At 69.8% G+C, this 16,084-nt stretch carries 11 protein-coding genes; 7 read left to right on the top strand and 4 right to left on the bottom strand.

All coding sequences use genetic code 11. The features are described from left to right. Positions 1–140: 140 nt before the first annotated feature. Entirely contained in the window at positions 141–1,385 is a 1,245-nt protein-coding gene (locus HDA45_RS37685; RefSeq protein WP_184903600.1) for an MFS transporter, read from the top strand. 173 nt (positions 1,386–1,558) lie between these two features. Here HDA45_RS37685 and sbnA read toward each other — a convergent pair whose 3' ends face one another. Together sbnA and HDA45_RS37675 are read right to left on the bottom strand one after the other, a co-directional pair. Continuing rightward, positions 1,559–2,566: a 2,3-diaminopropionate biosynthesis protein SbnA gene (gene sbnA / locus HDA45_RS37680; protein ID WP_184903598.1), complete on the bottom strand. Its 1,008-nt coding sequence runs from the start codon at positions 2,564–2,566 to the stop codon at positions 1,559–1,561. 14 nt (positions 2,567–2,580) lie between these two features. Further along, the gene (locus HDA45_RS37675; protein WP_184903596.1) at positions 2,581–2,796 is read right to left on the bottom strand and encodes an MbtH family protein; all 216 of its coding nucleotides are present in this window, start codon (positions 2,794–2,796) and stop codon (positions 2,581–2,583) included. Between the two features lie 177 nt (positions 2,797–2,973). Between HDA45_RS37675 and HDA45_RS37670 the strand changes: the two genes are divergently transcribed. Genes HDA45_RS37670 through HDA45_RS37655 form a run of 4 tightly spaced genes read left to right on the top strand, consistent with a single transcriptional unit; the run spans position 2,974 to position 12,005 of the window. Further along, positions 2,974–3,963: a TauD/TfdA family dioxygenase gene (locus HDA45_RS37670; protein ID WP_246480922.1), complete on the top strand. Its 990-nt coding sequence runs from the start codon at positions 2,974–2,976 to the stop codon at positions 3,961–3,963. 22 nt (positions 3,964–3,985) lie between these two features. Beyond that, positions 3,986–10,282, top strand: coding sequence for a non-ribosomal peptide synthetase (locus tag HDA45_RS37665; RefSeq protein WP_184903594.1), 6,297 nt, complete (start codon positions 3,986–3,988; stop codon positions 10,280–10,282). Then, positions 10,279–11,772: an amino acid adenylation domain-containing protein gene (locus HDA45_RS37660; RefSeq protein WP_184903592.1), complete on the top strand. Its 1,494-nt coding sequence runs from the start codon at positions 10,279–10,281 to the stop codon at positions 11,770–11,772. Before HDA45_RS37665 ends, HDA45_RS37660 begins: the two co-directional genes overlap by 4 nt. After that, complete coding sequence (locus HDA45_RS37655) at positions 11,769–12,005, top strand: phosphopantetheine-binding protein (protein ID WP_184903590.1); 237 nt, start codon at positions 11,769–11,771, stop codon at positions 12,003–12,005. Before HDA45_RS37660 ends, HDA45_RS37655 begins: the two co-directional genes overlap by 4 nt. 357 nt (positions 12,006–12,362) lie before the next feature. Here the strand turns inward: HDA45_RS37655 and HDA45_RS37650 are convergent, their stop codons facing one another. After that, positions 12,363–13,157: an alpha/beta fold hydrolase gene (locus HDA45_RS37650; protein WP_184903588.1), complete on the bottom strand. Its 795-nt coding sequence runs from the start codon at positions 13,155–13,157 to the stop codon at positions 12,363–12,365. 65 nt (positions 13,158–13,222) lie between these two features. Here HDA45_RS37650 and HDA45_RS37645 point away from each other — a divergent pair, with 65 nt between their 5' ends. Next, complete coding sequence (locus HDA45_RS37645; RefSeq protein ID WP_184903586.1) at positions 13,223–13,906, top strand: GntR family transcriptional regulator; 684 nt, start codon at positions 13,223–13,225, stop codon at positions 13,904–13,906. A gap of 117 nt (positions 13,907–14,023) precedes the next feature. Further along, positions 14,024–14,503, top strand: a complete 480-nt coding sequence (locus tag HDA45_RS37640; protein ID WP_184903584.1) for a DinB family protein — start codon at positions 14,024–14,026, stop codon at positions 14,501–14,503. Positions 14,504–14,522: 19 nt separating this feature from the next. Here the strand turns inward: HDA45_RS37640 and HDA45_RS37635 are convergent, their stop codons facing one another. Further along, the gene (locus tag HDA45_RS37635) at positions 14,523–16,019 is read right to left on the bottom strand and encodes a cryptochrome/photolyase family protein (RefSeq protein ID WP_184903582.1); all 1,497 of its coding nucleotides are present in this window, start codon (positions 16,017–16,019) and stop codon (positions 14,523–14,525) included. Positions 16,020–16,084 lie beyond the last annotated feature (65 nt).

Below are 16,084 nucleotides of genomic sequence, written 5' to 3'. Positions count from 1 at the left end.
AGGGATGATCGGTCGAGGATGCCCGGCGTCCGCGAGCGGCCGTCAGGGTGAAGGTGGTGCCCGTTCACGCAGCGGGGCGGACGCCGGAGTGCCGATCCTTCTCTGTGCGCGGATGCCCACGCCCACGGAGCATCGGGACCATGAGCGCCCCCGTGCCCCCGCTGTATCGAAACCGTGACTTCGTTCTGCTGTGGGCCGGATCGGCGGTGTCGATCCTGGGCTCGAACGTGTCCAATGTGGCCTACCCGTTGCTGGTGCTCGCGTTGACCGGCTCGGCGACCGACGCCGGTCTCACCGGGTTCGTGTCGCTGCTGCCGCAGCTGCTGTTCCAGCTCCCCGCGGGCGCGCTGGTCGACCGGTGCGATCGCAAGCGGATGATGATCTACTGCGATCTCCTGTGCGCCCTCGTGCTGGGCACTTTGGTGGTGGCCCTGCTGTTCGGGCGGCTGACCCTGCCGCACATCCTCGTGGTCGGCTTCCTCGAAGGCACCTTCGCGGTGTGCTACCGCTTGGCCGCCGCGGCCGCCGTACCCAACGTGGTGGACGCGTCCCAGCTCCCGTTGGCCCTGGCACGCAACGAAGCCCGCCGCCGGGGTGCGGCCATGCTCGGCAAACCCCTCGGCGGGATCCTGTTCGGCTTCGGCCGCGCGGTACCGTTCGTGTTCGACATCGTCAGTTACGCGGTCTCGGTGCTGACGCTCGGGTTGATCCGCAAGGACTTCCAGGTCCAGCGGGACACCGCGAGCAAGCGCCCCCGTGCCGCGGAGTTCACCGAGGGCGCCGTTTGGCTGTGGCGGCAACCGTTCCTCCGTGCGACCACCCTCCTGATCGCCGGCAGCAACCTGTTGTTCCAGGCGCTGTTCCTGGTCGTGATCGTGATCGCCGACAACCACGGTGCCTCACCGGCGACCGTCGGTTTCATGCTCGGCATCATCGCTGTCGGCGGCGTCCTCGGCTCGCTGGTCGCTCCCGCGGCGGCGAGACGGCTTTCGCTCAAGACGGTCGTGATCGGGGCGAACTGGGTCTGGCTCCTGCTGGTCCCGTTGCTGGTCGTGGTGGACCATCCGCTCCTGCTCGGCGCGGTGTTCGGCGCGATGGCCTTCGTCGGTCCACTGTGGAACGTGGGGATCTCGGCCTACCAGCTCGCGATCACCCCGGACCACCTCCAAGGCCGGGTGCTCGCCGCCGCGGGCATGATCGCCTTCGGGGCCGTCCCGCTCGGGTCGCTGATCGGTGGCTACCTGCTGGGCTGGGTCGGCGCCACCTCGACGGTGTGGCTGCTCACGCTGTGGATGGGCGCGCTGGCACTGACGACCGTGATCAGCCCCGCCGTCCGGTCCGCACCGGACCTGGCGGAACTCGAGGCGCCCGCCCCGGCGAAATGACACCGCGGAGGGCGGGTCGGCCGGGTGACGCTGCACCGCACTCGCGTGATCAGACCCGCATCACGCGTGATTGAAGACGTAACTCGCGAGTTACGTCTCTGATCACGCGAGTTACGTCTCTGATCACGTGAGTTACGTGCCTGATCACCCTCGCGACGGCCCAGGCGCTTCCCTCAGCCTTCGACCAGGACCCGCGCCAGCCCTTCGGCAGGCACCTCGCCGAAGTGGGTCGTGACCCAGGCGTCGTTGTAGATCGTGTCGAGGTACCGCTCGCCCCGGTCGGGCAGGACGATCGCGCAGGTGGCGCCGGGCGGCACCCGGTCGCGCAGGCTGTCCACGGCCGCGACCACCGCGCCCGACGAGCCGCCCGCGAGGATGGCCTCGCGCGCGGCGAGACGGCGGCAGCCGCGCACGCTGTCCACGTCGGCGACGTGCACGACGAAGTCGGCCAGGTCGTTCGCGTGGTGAGCGGGACGGACCGCGGCGCCGTGCCCCGGAATCAGCCGGGGGCCGGGGGCGTCGGCGAAGATGGCGCTTCCGGCGGCGTCCACCGCCACGATCGTCACCGGCAGGTCGTTGGCCCGCGCGTACTCCGCGCAGCCGCGCAACGTCCCGCAGGAACTGGTGGCGCAGAACAGGAAGTCCAGCCCGCCCGGCACCTGCTCGACGATCTCGCGCATGGTGGTGTGGTGCGCCAACGGGTTCCCCGGATTCGAGTACTGATCCGGCCAGTAGGCGTGGTCGAGGCACTCGGTCAGCTCGCGGATGCGGCGGATGCGGACCGGCAAGTAGTCACCGGTGACCGGATCGACGTCCTCGATCATTTCGACCTCGGCGCCCAGCGCGCGCATGATCGCGAGATTCTGTTTGCTGGCACGGGGATCCACCACGCAGATGAAGCGGATGCCGAAGTACCGGCACACCTGGGCCATCCCGATGCCCAGGTTGCCCGAGCTGGACTCGACCACCACCGAGCGCCCCGGGACGAGTCGTCCGGCACGGACTTCACCGGCCAGCATGGACAGTGCCGCGCGGTCTTTGCTGCTCCCCCCGGGGTTGTGGCCCTCCAGTTTGGCGAACAACCGGAATCCCGCGGAGGGGTAGAGCTTGGTCAGTTCGATCAGCGGTGTCGCGCCGATCGTGGCCAGCACGCCCGCCGGTCCGTCCTCAGTCAGGTCCATCGGTCTCGGCCGGCTCAGCCGGCTGTCTTGTCCAGTTGCCGGCGCAGGCTGAGTGGCCGCATGTCGGTCCACACCTCGCCGATGTGGGCGAGGCATTCCTCGCGGCCACCGCGTTTGCCCTCGGCGTGCCAGCCGGCGGGCAAGTCCCGGTCGGCGGGCCAGATCGAGTACTGCTCCTCGTCGTTGACCACGACCAAGTACGCGCGCTGGTCGGTCTGCTCCTCGGGCATGGCGTCTCCTGGAAGTCACTGTCGACCCGGCAGTCGGGTCGCCGGCAGGTCGAGCCTGCCCGCGAGGGCGCGTGCGGTTGCAGAGAAGAACACGCAGAACCTCCGGCATGGCCGGTGCCCACCGCGTTACCCGTCATTCTCTTCTGGGCACCCCGGGGAACGGACACGATGGCGGACATGACCGCTGGACCGTCCATCTCCGCGACAAACGAGTCTTCCGGCCAGGAGCGGGCCTTGCCCTACGTGGTGACTCCCGGCCAGGCCGAGGCGAAAGACACCGCCTCCCTCGCGGCAAGCCGCCCCCTGATCCGAGAACGGCTGCTCGAGCACGGCGCCGTGCTGCTGCGCGGGTTCGACATCGACGACGTGGACGGCTTCGACGCCTGCGTCCGCACGTTGGCGGGCACGCCGCTGACCTACCACGAGCGGTCCTCGCCCCGCAGCACGATCAAGGGGCAGGTGTACACCTCGACCGACTATCCGGAGGCCGAGGAGATCTTCCTGCACAACGAGAACTCGTATCAGGCCGCCTGGCCGCTGAGCCTGTTCTTCTACTGCGTCCAGCCGCCCACCACCCTCGGTGCCACGCCGCTCGCCGACACCCGGCGGATCCTCGCGTCGATCGATCCCGAGGTGCGGGCGGAGTTCGAGGCCAGGGGCTGGATGGTCGTACGCAACTTCACCGACTCGTTCGGACTCCCGTGGCAGCACACGTTCAACACCACTGATCGCGACGAGGTCACGGTCTACTGCGCGCGCAACGGTGTCGAGACCGAATGGCTCGACGGGAACGGGCTGCGCACCACAGCCCGACGCCGGGCCGTGCACAACCACCCCGTCACCGGCGAGGCCGTGTGGTTCAACCACCTCACGTTCTTCCACGTGACCACGCTGGCCGAAGACGTCTGCGCGGGGCTGCGCGCGATGCTCTCCGAGGAAGACCTGCCGACCAACACCTACTACGGCGACGGCGGCACCATTCCCGACGAGGTCGTCGCCCATCTGCGGGATCGCTACCGCGCGGCGTCCCGGCGTTTCGACTGGCAGCTCGGCGACGTGCTGATGGTCGACAACATGCTTTCCTCTCACGGCCGGGAACCGTTCACCGGTCCCAGGAAGATCGCCGTGGCCATGGCCGAGCCGTCGACCGGCGAAAACGGTCAGTAGTACCGGACACGAAAGGCTGGCCATGGTGGAAAGCGGTGACGTCCACCCGCTGTCGCCGTCGCAGGAACAGCTGTGGTTCATCGACGAGCTGCGTTCGAACGCGGCCATCGAGCACCTGCTGTCGGCGACATTGCGCTTGCGAGGCGCCCTCGACGTCGGGGCGCTGACAGCGGCACTGACGGAGATTTCGGCGCGGCACGCGGTTCTGCGGTCCCGGTTCGACACGGTGGACGGCGCGGCGGTGCAGATCATCACCGATCCGGCACCCGTCAAACTGTCCATTGTGGACATCACGGGACTGTCGCCGTCGGAACGCGAGACGAGCCTGCGGGAACTCCGGCTGCGCGATCTGCGCACCCCGATCGACCTGCGCACGGAACCTCCGTGGCGGCTCACACTGGTCCGATCGGCCGGCGACGAGGCCGTCCTGCTGATCGCCGTCCACCACATCGCTTTCGACGGCTTGTCCTGGAGTGTGCTCGCCAGGGAGCTCGACGTGTTCTACGGATCGGCGACGCTGCCGGCACCGGCTCTCCAGCACCACGAAGCCCTGCGCCGTCGAGAACAAGGGACCACCACCGGCGGACTCTCGTATTGGGCGGACCGGCTCGCCGGGATCACTCCGCTCGAACTGCCCACCGATCGCGCCAGGCCGTCGAAATGGGTGGCCGACGGCGACTGCGTCGACCTCGTCGTACCGCCGGATCTCGCCGACAGGCTGCGCGAACTGGGCCGGACCCACCGCGCGACGCCGTTCATGGTGTATCTGGCCGCGTATCAGCTGCTGCTCGCTCGCTATTCGCGCCAGGACGACGTCGCTGTCGGCGTCTCCGTCTCCACCAGGCGTCCGGACGAGCTGCCGCTGATCGGCATGTTCCTCAACACGGTGGTGCTGCGGGGCGATCTGTCCGGCGAACCGTCCTTTGTGGAGTTGCTAGGGCAGGCGAGGAAGACGGCGCTCGAGGCGTACGCACATCAGGACGTGCCGTTCGACCAGGTCATCGCCCAGCTGGAGCCGGAGCGGGATCCGTCGCGGAACCCGGTGTTCCAGGCCGGTATCGCGTGGTACGACGCCCGCCGCCAACCTTATCGGCTGCCCGGCCTCGACGTGACGCTGTGCCCGCCACTGTGGGCCAGTTCGGCCTTCGACCTGTCGCTGCACCTGGCGCAGTTCGCCGACGGCTCGGTGCACGGCCAGCTCATCTACCCGACCAGCCTGTTCGACCGGATCCGGATCGAGCGGATGGCGGCCAACTACGTGCGGCTGCTCGAAGAGATCGCCGCAGCGCCGGAGGATCCGGCCCATTCGCTCGAACTGGCCGCCGAATCCGAACAGGACCGGCTTCGCTCCTTCGGTACCTCGACCACCGAGGAAACCGGGCAGTCCCTGCCTGAGCTGTTCTTCGCACAGGCAGCACGCTCTCCACGGTCCGTGGCCGTACTGTCCGATGTGGACGAACTGAGCTACGGCGAACTCGCCGCCCGTGTCGAGGCCCTCGCCGGCCACCTACGTCAGCGAGGCGTCGGCACGGAGACACCCGTCGGCGTCGCCATGGACCGCGGCACCGATCTGGCCGTCGCGCTGCTGGCGATCCTCACCGCCGGCGCCACCTACGTGCCGTTGCCGCCGGACCACCCGGCCGAACGCCTGCGCCACGTCGTCGCCGACACCGGCATCACGCTGGTGCTGTCCCACGCGGGAGTGGACGTCCGGCTGCCGGAAACCCTCACCCGGATCGATCTGGACGAGCGTCGGGACACCATCCCCCTCACCGAACATCCGGCCATCCACGGCGCGCAGATCGCCTACGTCGTGCACACCTCCGGTTCGACAGGAACGCCCAAGGGTGTCGCCGTCACGCACGGCGGCATCCGCAACCGGGTCTTGTGGTCGGTTCGCCACCAGCTCACGGCCGCCGATCGGGTCCTGCAGAAGACCACGATCGGCTTCGACGCCTCGATGTGGGAGCTGCTGGCCCCGTTCGTCGCGGGCGCCACCCTGGTCATGGCGCCGCCCGGCGCGCATCGCGACCCCACCGCGATGGCCGCGTCGATCACCCGGCACGGCGCCACGGTCCTGCAACTCGTGCCGTCGGTCCTGCGCCTGCTGCTCGACGAACCCGGGTTCGCCGGGTGCACCTCGCTTCGCCTGGTCTGCTCGGCGGGCGAGGCGCTGCCGGTCTCGCTGTGCCAACGGCTGACCGCGCTGCTCGACGTGGCGGTCGACAACACCTACGGCCCCACCGAGTGCGCCATCGACGTGACCGCGGGGCGCTACCGCCGCGACGAGCGGGCGGGCACCGTGCCCATCGGCACGCCGCTGTCCAACACGCGGGTGTTCGTCGTCGACGCCGCGGACAGGCTCGTGCCGATCGGCGTGCCGGGTGAACTGTGCGTCAGCGGCGTCGGTCTCGCCCGTGGCTACGCCGACCGCCCGGACCAGACGGCCCGCCAGTTCACCCCGCATCCGTACCCCTCGATTCCCGGCGAACGCTGGTACCGCACCGGCGATCTGGCCCGCTGGCGGGACGACGGCACGCTGGAGTACGCCGGCCGCGTCGATCACCAGGTCAAGATCAACGGCGTGCGGATCGAGCCCGCCGAGATCGAGGCCGCCCTGTGCTCGCATCCGGACGTGACGGCGGCCGCCGTCGTCCCCCACCGGGCACCGGCCGGGGACACCACCCTCGTCGCCTATGCCGTGTCCGCCAACGGAACCACTCCGGCCGAGCTGAGCGAGCACCTGTCCACCCGGCTGCCGTCGCCCATGATCCCCCCGGCCATCCACCTCCTCGACGCGCTCCCGCTGGGCCCCAACGGCAAACTCGACCGCGCCGCGTTGCCCACGCCGTCGAGCGAAGAGTCCACATCGGACGATCACACGGCACCGAGCACCCCGACCGAACGGTTCGTCGCCGCCGCCATGGCCGAGATGCTCGGCGTGGACCACGTCGATGTGCGCGCCGATTTCTTCGGCCTCGGCGGGCACTCCCTGCTGGCCATCCGGCTCGTGCTGAAGCTCCGGCGCGAGTTCGGGGGCGAGCTGACCGTCGGCGAACTGTTCGACGACCGGACCGTCGAGCGTCTCGCCGCCCGGCTCGACGCGGGCACCACCGGCGCCGCCGTCGCCGCGATCCGGCCGGTCGCCCGGGACGGTGGGCTGCCGCTGTCGTTCGCCCAGCAGCGGATGTGGTTCCTCGACCAGCTCGACCCGGGCAGCGTCGAGTACCTCATCCCGTTGGCACTGCGGCTTTCCGGCCCGCTTTCCGTCGACGCGTTCCAGCGCGCGGTGGATCGGCTCGCCGCACGGCACGAAGTGCTGCGCACCCGCTACGTCGATCAGGGCGGCGAGCCCGTGCAGGTCGTCGATCCGCCGGGACCGGTGGCGTTCCGCCTGGTCGACCTGACCGGCAGGCCGACGGAGGCTCACGAGCTGATGGACCAGGTGTCCGGCAGGCCGTTCGACCTCGGGCGCGAGCATCCGCTGCGGGTCACCGTGATCCGGGTGGACGCGGACGAGCATCTGGTCGCGCTGACCCTGCACCACATCGCCTTCGACGCGTGGTCGATGGACATCCTGTTCCGCGATCTGAACGCCGCCCACGACGGCCCGCTGCCGATCCAGTACGCGGACTTCGCCGCCTGGCAACGCTCCGCACAGTCCACTCAGGACAGAGAGGGGCAGCTCCGGTACTGGCGCGACCGGCTGGCCGGGCTCACCCCGGTCGAGCTGACCACCGACCGGCCTCGTCCGGCCCAGCGCGATCCGCGCGGGGACACGGTGGCGGTCACCGTCCCGGTGCCGGTGGCCAAGGCGGTGACCGAACTCGCCACCCGACAGGGCGCCACGCCGTTCATGACCCTGCTGGCCGCGTTCCAGGTGCTGCTCGGCCGCTACACCGGCCGCACCGACGTCTCGGTCGGCACCCCGGTGGCGGGCCGGACCCGGCAGGAAACCGAGGAACTGCTGGGACTCTTCACCAACACCTTGGTCCTGCGCGCCGATCTGGACGGCGAGCCGACCTTCATCGAACTGCTCGACCGGGTGCGCCGCGACTGCACCGACGCGTTCGCCCACCAGGACGTGCCGTTCGAGCACCTCGTCGACGCGTTGCAGCCGGATCGGGATCTGTCCCGCAACCCGCTGTTCCAGATCATGTTCGAGCTGGAGCACCTGGAGAACCGCCCGGACACCCTGTGCGGCACCACCGTCGGGCGGATCGCCTCCGGTGCCCCGGTGGCCAAATTCGACCTCGTCGTGTCCGTCCAGCAACGGGACGGCGGCGAGCTGCGGTGCGTCTTCGAGTACGCGACCAGCCTGTTCGACCGGGCGACCGTCGAGCGAATGGCCGGGCATTACCTGAGCCTGCTGGCGAGTATCGGCGCCGATCCGGACCGCGGGCTGGCCGAGCTGGACATACTCGGTGAAGACGAGCGACGGCGGCTGCTGACCGACTGGCCCGACCCTGATCGAGGTCGGCTGGCGGCGCTGGATCCCGTCGACGAGCACCGGATGGGCGTTTCCGAACTGGTCGAGCGGCAGGCGGCGCTGCGGCCCGGCGCGGTGGCCGTGGTCTCCGGCGAGCGACAGCTGACCTATGCCGAACTGAACGCACGGGCCAACCGGTTCGCGCGGCTGCTGCGAGCACGCGGGACCGGGCCGGAGACCGTCGTCGGAGTGTGCCTGGAGCGCTCGCTCGACGCGGTGGTGGTCCTGCTGGGCGTACTCAAGTCCGGTGGCGTGTACGCCCCGTTCGACCCGCGGCATCCCGCCGAACGGCTCGACTTCATGCTCACCGACGCCGGTGCCCGGATGGTGGTGACCTCCCCCGAGTTCGCGGGCCGGTTCGGTGACCGCGAGGTGGTGACCGTCGACGGCGACTCGGCGGATTGGCCCGCCGAGGAAGACAATCCGGTACCCCGGCCGGATCCGCGCGCTCTGGCGTACCTCATCTACACCTCCGGTTCGACCGGGCGGCCCAAGGGCGTCATGATCGAGCACCGGTCGTACGCCCACCACTGCCGGGTGATCGCGGACGCCTACACCATCGGCTCCGAAGACCGCGTGGTCCTGCTGTCCGCGCTGACCTTCGACGTGGCCATGGACCAGATCGGCGCCACGCTGCTCACCGGCGCGACGATCGTGGTGAGCGACCCGGAGTCCTGGACCCCGGCCGAGCTTCCGGCACGGCTGGCCGAGTACGGGGTGACGATCATCGACACCGCGCCCGCGTTCTACCGCGAGGCGATGCGCTACGGACCGGATCTGCTGGCGGGACTGCGGTTGATGAACGTGGGCGCCGACGTGGTCACGGTCGACGACGCGCGACAGTGGGCGGCGACCGGCCACCCTGGGCGGTTCCTGTGCAGCTACGGGCCGACCGAGGCGACCATCTGTTCGCTGCTGTACCCGGTGGCCGGTGACCTCGACGGGCAGCAGGGCGGCGCCGCGATGCCGATCGGACGGCCGGTGGCGGGCACCCGCGCCTACATCGTGGACGCCGATCTCCGCCCGGTGCCGACCGGCGTGCCCGGCGAACTGTGCCTCGGCGGGGTGCGCCTGGCCCGCGGGTATCACCACCGCGCCGCGCTCACCGCCGAGCGGTTCGTCCCCGATCCGTTCGGCCCGCCTGGTTCACGGCTGTACCGCACCGGAGACCTGGTCCGATATCGCCAGGACGGGGCGATCGAGTTCCTCGGGCGGATCGACCACCAGATCAAGATCCGCGGATTGCGCATCGAACTCGGCGAAATCGAGGCGGCCCTCCTGCGGCACGTGGACGTCGACGCGGCCGTGGTGGTCACCACGGCGGGCCCGTCGGGCGACCCGCTGCTGGCCGCCTACGTGGTCGGTGAGCCAGGCGCCGACGCGTTGCGCGAACACCTGCGGGCGCTGCTGCCCGAGTACATGGTCCCGGCACGCTGGGCGAAACTCGCCGCCCTGCCGATGACGACGAGCGGAAAGGTCGACCGCAAGGCCTTGCCCTCGGCGGATCTGACCGCGTCCGACATCGGACCGGCCGAGGCGCCCCGCGACCCGGCCGAGCAGCTCATCACCGACATCTGGCGCGAGGTGCTCGGGGTGGACCGGGTCGGCGTGACGGACGACTTCTTCGCGTTGGGCGGGCATTCGCTGCTGGCCACCCGGGTACTCGCCCAGCTGCGGCGGGCGTTCGCCGTGGAGCTCCCCTTGCGTCGCCTGTTCGAGGCCACCACGGTCGCCGAGCTGGCACAAGCGGTGACGCAGGCTGTCGAAGACGAGATCACCGGGCTCTCCGACGCCGAGGTGGCACGGCTGCTGGCCAGTGAGGCGACATGAGCTTCGTCGACGACGTCTGCGCGCATCCCCCTGAAGCCGTCGCGATCCGCACCCTCGACGAATCGCTGAGCTACGGGGAGCTGACCGACCGGATCCAGCGGCTCGCCCGAGTGCTGGCAGCCAACGGCTTGGGGCCGGAGCAGGTCTGTGCCGTCGCCGTCGAACGCGGCGTGGACGCCGTGATCGCGATGGCCGCCGTCGCACGGGCGGGCGGCGCGTTCCTCGCGCTCGACGCCGACCTGCCGCCCGCTCGCCTCGACGCCATGTGCCGCACCGGCGGCGCGCGGATGCTGCTGACGACGACGGGGCTCGCCAAGCGGCTCACACTGCCCATCACGGGTCCGGTCATCCCGATCGACCAGACCGCGCAGACCGGTGCGGTGGCACGCTTGCCCGAGGTCACGCCACGCGCGCTCGCCTACGTCAGCCATACGTCAGGGTCGACCGGCGCCCCGAACGCCGTCCTGATCGAACACGGCGGGCTGCGGTCGTACCTGCGCGCGATCGCCGCGGACAACGGACTCGGGCCGGGGACAGTCGCACTTCAGGTGGCCCCGATCGGCTACGACGCGTCGATCCGCGACGCGTTCGCGCCACTCGTCGCCGGTGGCTGCGTCGTGCTCGTGCCCCGCGCCAAACTGCTGCGTCCGGACGAGTTCGCCGGCACCGTGCGCGACTTCGGCGTCACCGCGCTGCTCAGCGTCACCCCGTCGTTCCTCGGTTTCCTCACCGGGCACGAAGCCGCCACGGCGGCGCTGCGGTCGATCGAGCTGATCGTCTCGAGCGGGGAATCGCTGTTGCCGTTCCTCGTCTCCGGCGGACGGCGTCTGCTGCCGGGCGAACTGGTCAACCAGTACGGACCGACCGAGTGCACCATGACCTCGACCCGGTACCCCGTGCCCGAAGAGCCGGTGACGGCGGCCGACCTGATCGGCGCGCCGATCGACGGGGTTTCGGTATGGCTGCTCGGCCCGGATCGCCGCCCCGTACCCGATGGGGCCACCGGTGAGGTCCACATCGGCGGCGTCGGCGTCGCACGCGGCTACGGCGGACGTCCCGGCCTGACCGCCGAACGGTTCGTCCCGGACCCGTTCGGCCCGCCGGGAGCGCGGCTGTACCGCACCGGCGACCTGGCGCGCCGTCACCCCGACGGCAACCTGGTGTACTTGGGCAGAGTCGATCGTCAGCTCAAGATCCGCGGCTACCGCGTGGATCCGGCCGAGATCGAAGGCGCGCTGCTGTCCCATCCCGCCGTGACCGGCGCCGTCCTCACCGCGGCCGAGGACGAACGCGGCCGGATCGGCCTCACCGCCCATGTCGTGGGCGAACTGGCCGACGTATCGGACGCCGCGCTGCGCGCGCACCTCGCCGAATCCCTGCCGCCGTACATGATGCCGCGCCGCTTCGCCCGCATCGCCAGCCTTCCCACCACCCACAGCGGCAAGACCGACCGGACCATGCTGACCCGAAACGAGAACGGACCACGATGACCACGACCCAGGACCTGCCGGAGCTGATCGTTTCGCTGTACCGCGATTCCTTGGGCGACAACACCTTGGACGCCGAAAGCGACTTCTTCGAAGCCAACGGGGACTCACTGGCCGCCTTCCAGATCACCGCCGGCCTGCAGGACGCTCTCGGGATCGAGGTCTCGGTCGCCCTCGTCTTCGCATACCCGTCACCGACGGACCTGGCGGCCGTCCTCAGCTCAGACGCGGCCTAGCGTCTCGCGAGAGGTGATCCGGTTCGTGCGACCGACCGCGCGGCCCGGCCGACCCCGAAACCCTGTTCAGCCAAAGCCTGCTGACCCACGTCCTGCTCGACTCGGTGAAGTACGCGAGGCGGCCATCCACATCGGACAACACCCGCGAGTAGTGCGCTACCGACGACGGCCGGCTATGGGGCGTGACCCGTGCTCGGGCGTCGCGGGAAAACGTTTCGGGTTATCCGCTTGCGTGTCGGCTTCGGGTGTCGCGAAAGCCACTTTCGGGACGCCTGATGTCCTGAAAGTGGCTTTCGCGACATGAGGGTGGCGGTGAGGTGTGGGTCGGGGTGGCAAGTCGTGTTCTGACCTGACTCATCACTCACGACCCACCCGAGCGACCAAGTCGCGCACCGTCGCCAGGGTCTCGTCGGGATGGTCGAGGTGGACGCTGTGCGTCGCCCCAGGCCAGCATTCGACCCGCCCGCCGAAAGCGGCGGCGAGGCGCTCGTGGGAACGCCGCATCGCGCTGTCCGGTTTGCGGTCCGCGGTGACGACCACGGACGGCAGCCGGGGCAGATCCGCCCCTCGCACGCCCTTCGCCAGCGCCGTGATGCCGCGGACCGCCTTGGCCAGCATCGGCGCGTCGAGATCCCCCGTCCGCACGAACGCGGCCTCACAGTCCGGCCGGAGTTCCTGACGTCGCGCGGATCGGACGACGGCGGCGTGGACGACGCGGGGAAAGACGCTACGCAGCACGGGAACTGTCGAGATCGAGCCGAGCACGCCCATCGCGCGCTCCAGACCGGCGCAGGTCCGGGGATCGTCGATGGGTGTCGGGTCGAGCAGGACCAGGCCGGCGACCTGCTCGGGGTGTTCGCGGGCGAGCAGCACCGCCACGGCGCCACCGAGACTCTGGCCGACGACCACGACCGGGCCGAGGCCCAAGCGATCGATGAGCGCGCTCAGATGGGACGCGGCTTCCGCCAGCGCGCCGTCGTCCGCCGAAGCGCCGGTTCCCGGCCGGTCGTGCACGATCACCCGGCAGCCGGGATCGGCGACGAGACCTTCGACCAGACCGGGAAAGAACCCGTCGCAGGCCTCGGCCCCGCCGGGCAACAGCAGCACCGGCTGCCCGGACTCGCCATGGACGCGGACCCCGTCGAACTCCATCAGCGCTCCTCGCCTCTCAGATATTGTTGCACAATCTTACCGGAATCTGTGACGCAAGGAGTGCCATGGCGAGCCTGAACCGTGGTCAGGCCGCCCCTGAGCGGATCGCCGCGGCCCTGCGCGGCGAGTTGCTCGAAGGCGTCCACCCGGTCGGCACCCGCTTCCGTGAAGAGGTCCTGGCCGAACGTTTCGACGTCGGCAGGCACACGATCCGGTCGGCACTCCAGCTGCTCACCGAACGCGGGCTGGTGGCCCACGAACGCCACCGGGGCGCGGTCGTCGCCGCGTTGAGCAGGCGGCGCATCGACGAGGTCTTCGACTACCGCAAGGTGCTCGAACTCGGTGCGCTGCGCATGGCGCTGGACAGGGGCGCGGACCTGAGCCCCGTGCTCGCCGAGGTGGAACGCCTGGAGGAGCTCGCCGCGCGGTCGCCCGCCCCGTCCTGGCGCGAGCTGACCGGGGTGCACGGCGCCATCCACCGCGCGATCGTCGCGGCGGCGGGCAACCGGCATCTGCTGGACGCTTTCCGGCGCTGCGAGGACGAGATCAGGTTGCTGCTCACCTTCGTCCGGCCGGATTTCGACGCCGGGCGCCTCGCCGCCGTCCATCGCGAACTGGTCGAGAAACTCCGGCTGGGCGGGGAAACCGCCGCCGACGCCCTGACCGAGGACATCGACGAAGGAGGACGGGCCGCCTTGCTGGCAGCCTTGCGCCGCGCCGAGGAGAGCGCTCGCCTGCTCGGACGCTGAAGGGGACTTTCCCCGCATGTGACGCGGTGAAGGGAGCTTTCCCGTCATCGCATGCGGGGAAGGTTCCCTTCAGCCCGTCGCGACATAATGGCGTGAAACCAGGACCAGGAGGCTTCGATGAGTTCGTTCGCGGTACCGCTGGACGACGACCGCACCCAACTCGAGGCCTTCATCGAGGAATATCGCGACGCCATCGAGGCGACACTCGAAGGTCTCACCGAGGAGCAGGCCCGCCGTCGTCTCGTCCCGTCGGCGACGACGCTGCTCGGACTGCTCAAGCACGTCACGTGGATGCAGCGGGTGTGGTTCGAGGAGTGCGTCGGCGGAATGTCCCGCCAGGAGCTCGGCCTGGTACGGAATCCGGACGAATCCTTCGCGCTCTCCGGCGAAGACACCGTCGCCTCGATCACGGCAGCACACCGCGAAGCCTGCGCCACGGCCAGGAGGACGGTCGCGGGCCTGCCGCTGGACACCGTCGTGACCGGCCACCGGACCGGACCGCGCACCCTCCACTGGGTGTACCTGCAGGTTCTGCGGGAGCTGGCCCACCATTGCGGACACGCCGACATCCTGCGCGAACAGGTACTCGCCGGCTGACCTTCCGTCGCTTCGCCGGTCAGAATCGATCTCGCCGGTTTTCCCGGGCCACGACCTCGGGAAGGTCGGCCAGCCTGCCGAGACCGTTGAGCGGCCGGCGCATCCGCGGATTGCCCCGCAGCCGATCGGCGTTGCGATCGAGGAACGCCCAATAACCGGCGGTGAACGGGCAGGCGTCGGCGCCCACTCGTTTCTTCGGGTCGTAAGCGCACCCGCCACAGTGGTCGCTCATGCGGTGGATGTAGGCGCCACCCGCCGCGTAAGGCTTGGTGCCCACGATTCCCCCGTCGGCGTATTGACTCATACCGACCACGTTCGCCGGCATGACCCAGGGGAAACCGTCGACGAACGCGGTGGCGAACCAGGCCGTGAGCTCGGCCGGGTCGTAACCACGCTGCAGGGCGTGGTTACCGAGCACCATGAGCCGCTCGATGTGGTGGGCGTAGCCGCGATCCCGCACACCGGCGAGCACGGTGCGGAGACAAGCCGCCTCGACGGAGTCCGCGTCGAGTTCCCGCCACCATCGCGGCAGTTTCCGGTGGGCGCGGAGTTCGTTCTTCTTCAGGTAGTCCGGCCCCAGACGCCAGTAGAGGTGCCAGATCCATTCCCGCCAGCCGAGGATCTGCCGGACGAAACCTTCGACACTCGCCAGCGGCGCGGTGCCGGACCGATGCCGTTCCTCGGCGCGGCGGATGACGTCGAGCGGATCGAGCAGGCCGAGGTTCAGCGGCACCGACAGCAAAGCGTGCGACATCGCCCAGTCCGCGCTGAGCATGGCGTCCTGATGGGGGCCGAAAGTGGCCAGCCGATGGTCCAGGAACCGGTCCAGCGCCTGTTCTGCTTCGGCTTGGCTGACGGCGAAACGACGTGGACCGTCGACACCGACAGGATGGATCTCGCCGTCCCGTTCCGCCCTGTCGAGATCAGCGCGCACCTGCTCGTCCACCTCGTCCTCGGACGGGAAGTAGGGTGCGGGAACGGGTAACGTCGATCGGCCCGGCGGCGGCCGCCGGTTGTCGTGGTCGAAGTTCCACTTCCCGCCCACCGGATCGCCGTCCGGTTCGAGCAGGACGCCGAACCGGCGGCGCTGGTCACGGTAGAAATCCTCCATCACGAACCGCGAGCGGCCCTCCGCCCAAGTCGCGAAGTCCTTTTTGGACCGTACGAATCCCGGTGTCGGCAGCACGTCCGTGACCAAGCCTTGATCCCGCAGCCGTCCCACGAGCGCCTCCGCGGCGCGCGAGCCGGGCTCGTGCACCACGACAGGCCGTCCGAATCGGCGCAAGCCGTCCGAATAGGTCGGTGCGTCGATGATCCGGGCCCGGTCGCCGAGATCCGCGGCGAGCCGCCGGATCCCCGCTTCGACCAAGTGGATCTTCTGCCGATGGAACGGGCGGCGCGCGAAAGCCGCGGCCGAGCGGATCAGCACCACCTCACGATCCCGATTTTCGGCCGTGCCGTGGAAATGTGGTCCCAGCTGATCGCCGAACAGCCACAACGGTTCGGGGCCGGTCACGCTGCCTCCAGGAATCGATTCACGATCGATCCAACCCTATCGCCGATGACGCCTGCCTTCAGCGC

The sequence above is a fragment of the Amycolatopsis umgeniensis genome (genome assembly GCF_014205155.1).
GTDB lineage: Bacteria > Actinomycetota > Actinomycetes > Mycobacteriales > Pseudonocardiaceae > Amycolatopsis > Amycolatopsis umgeniensis.
This window is presented reverse-complemented; position numbering and strand designations above follow the sequence as displayed.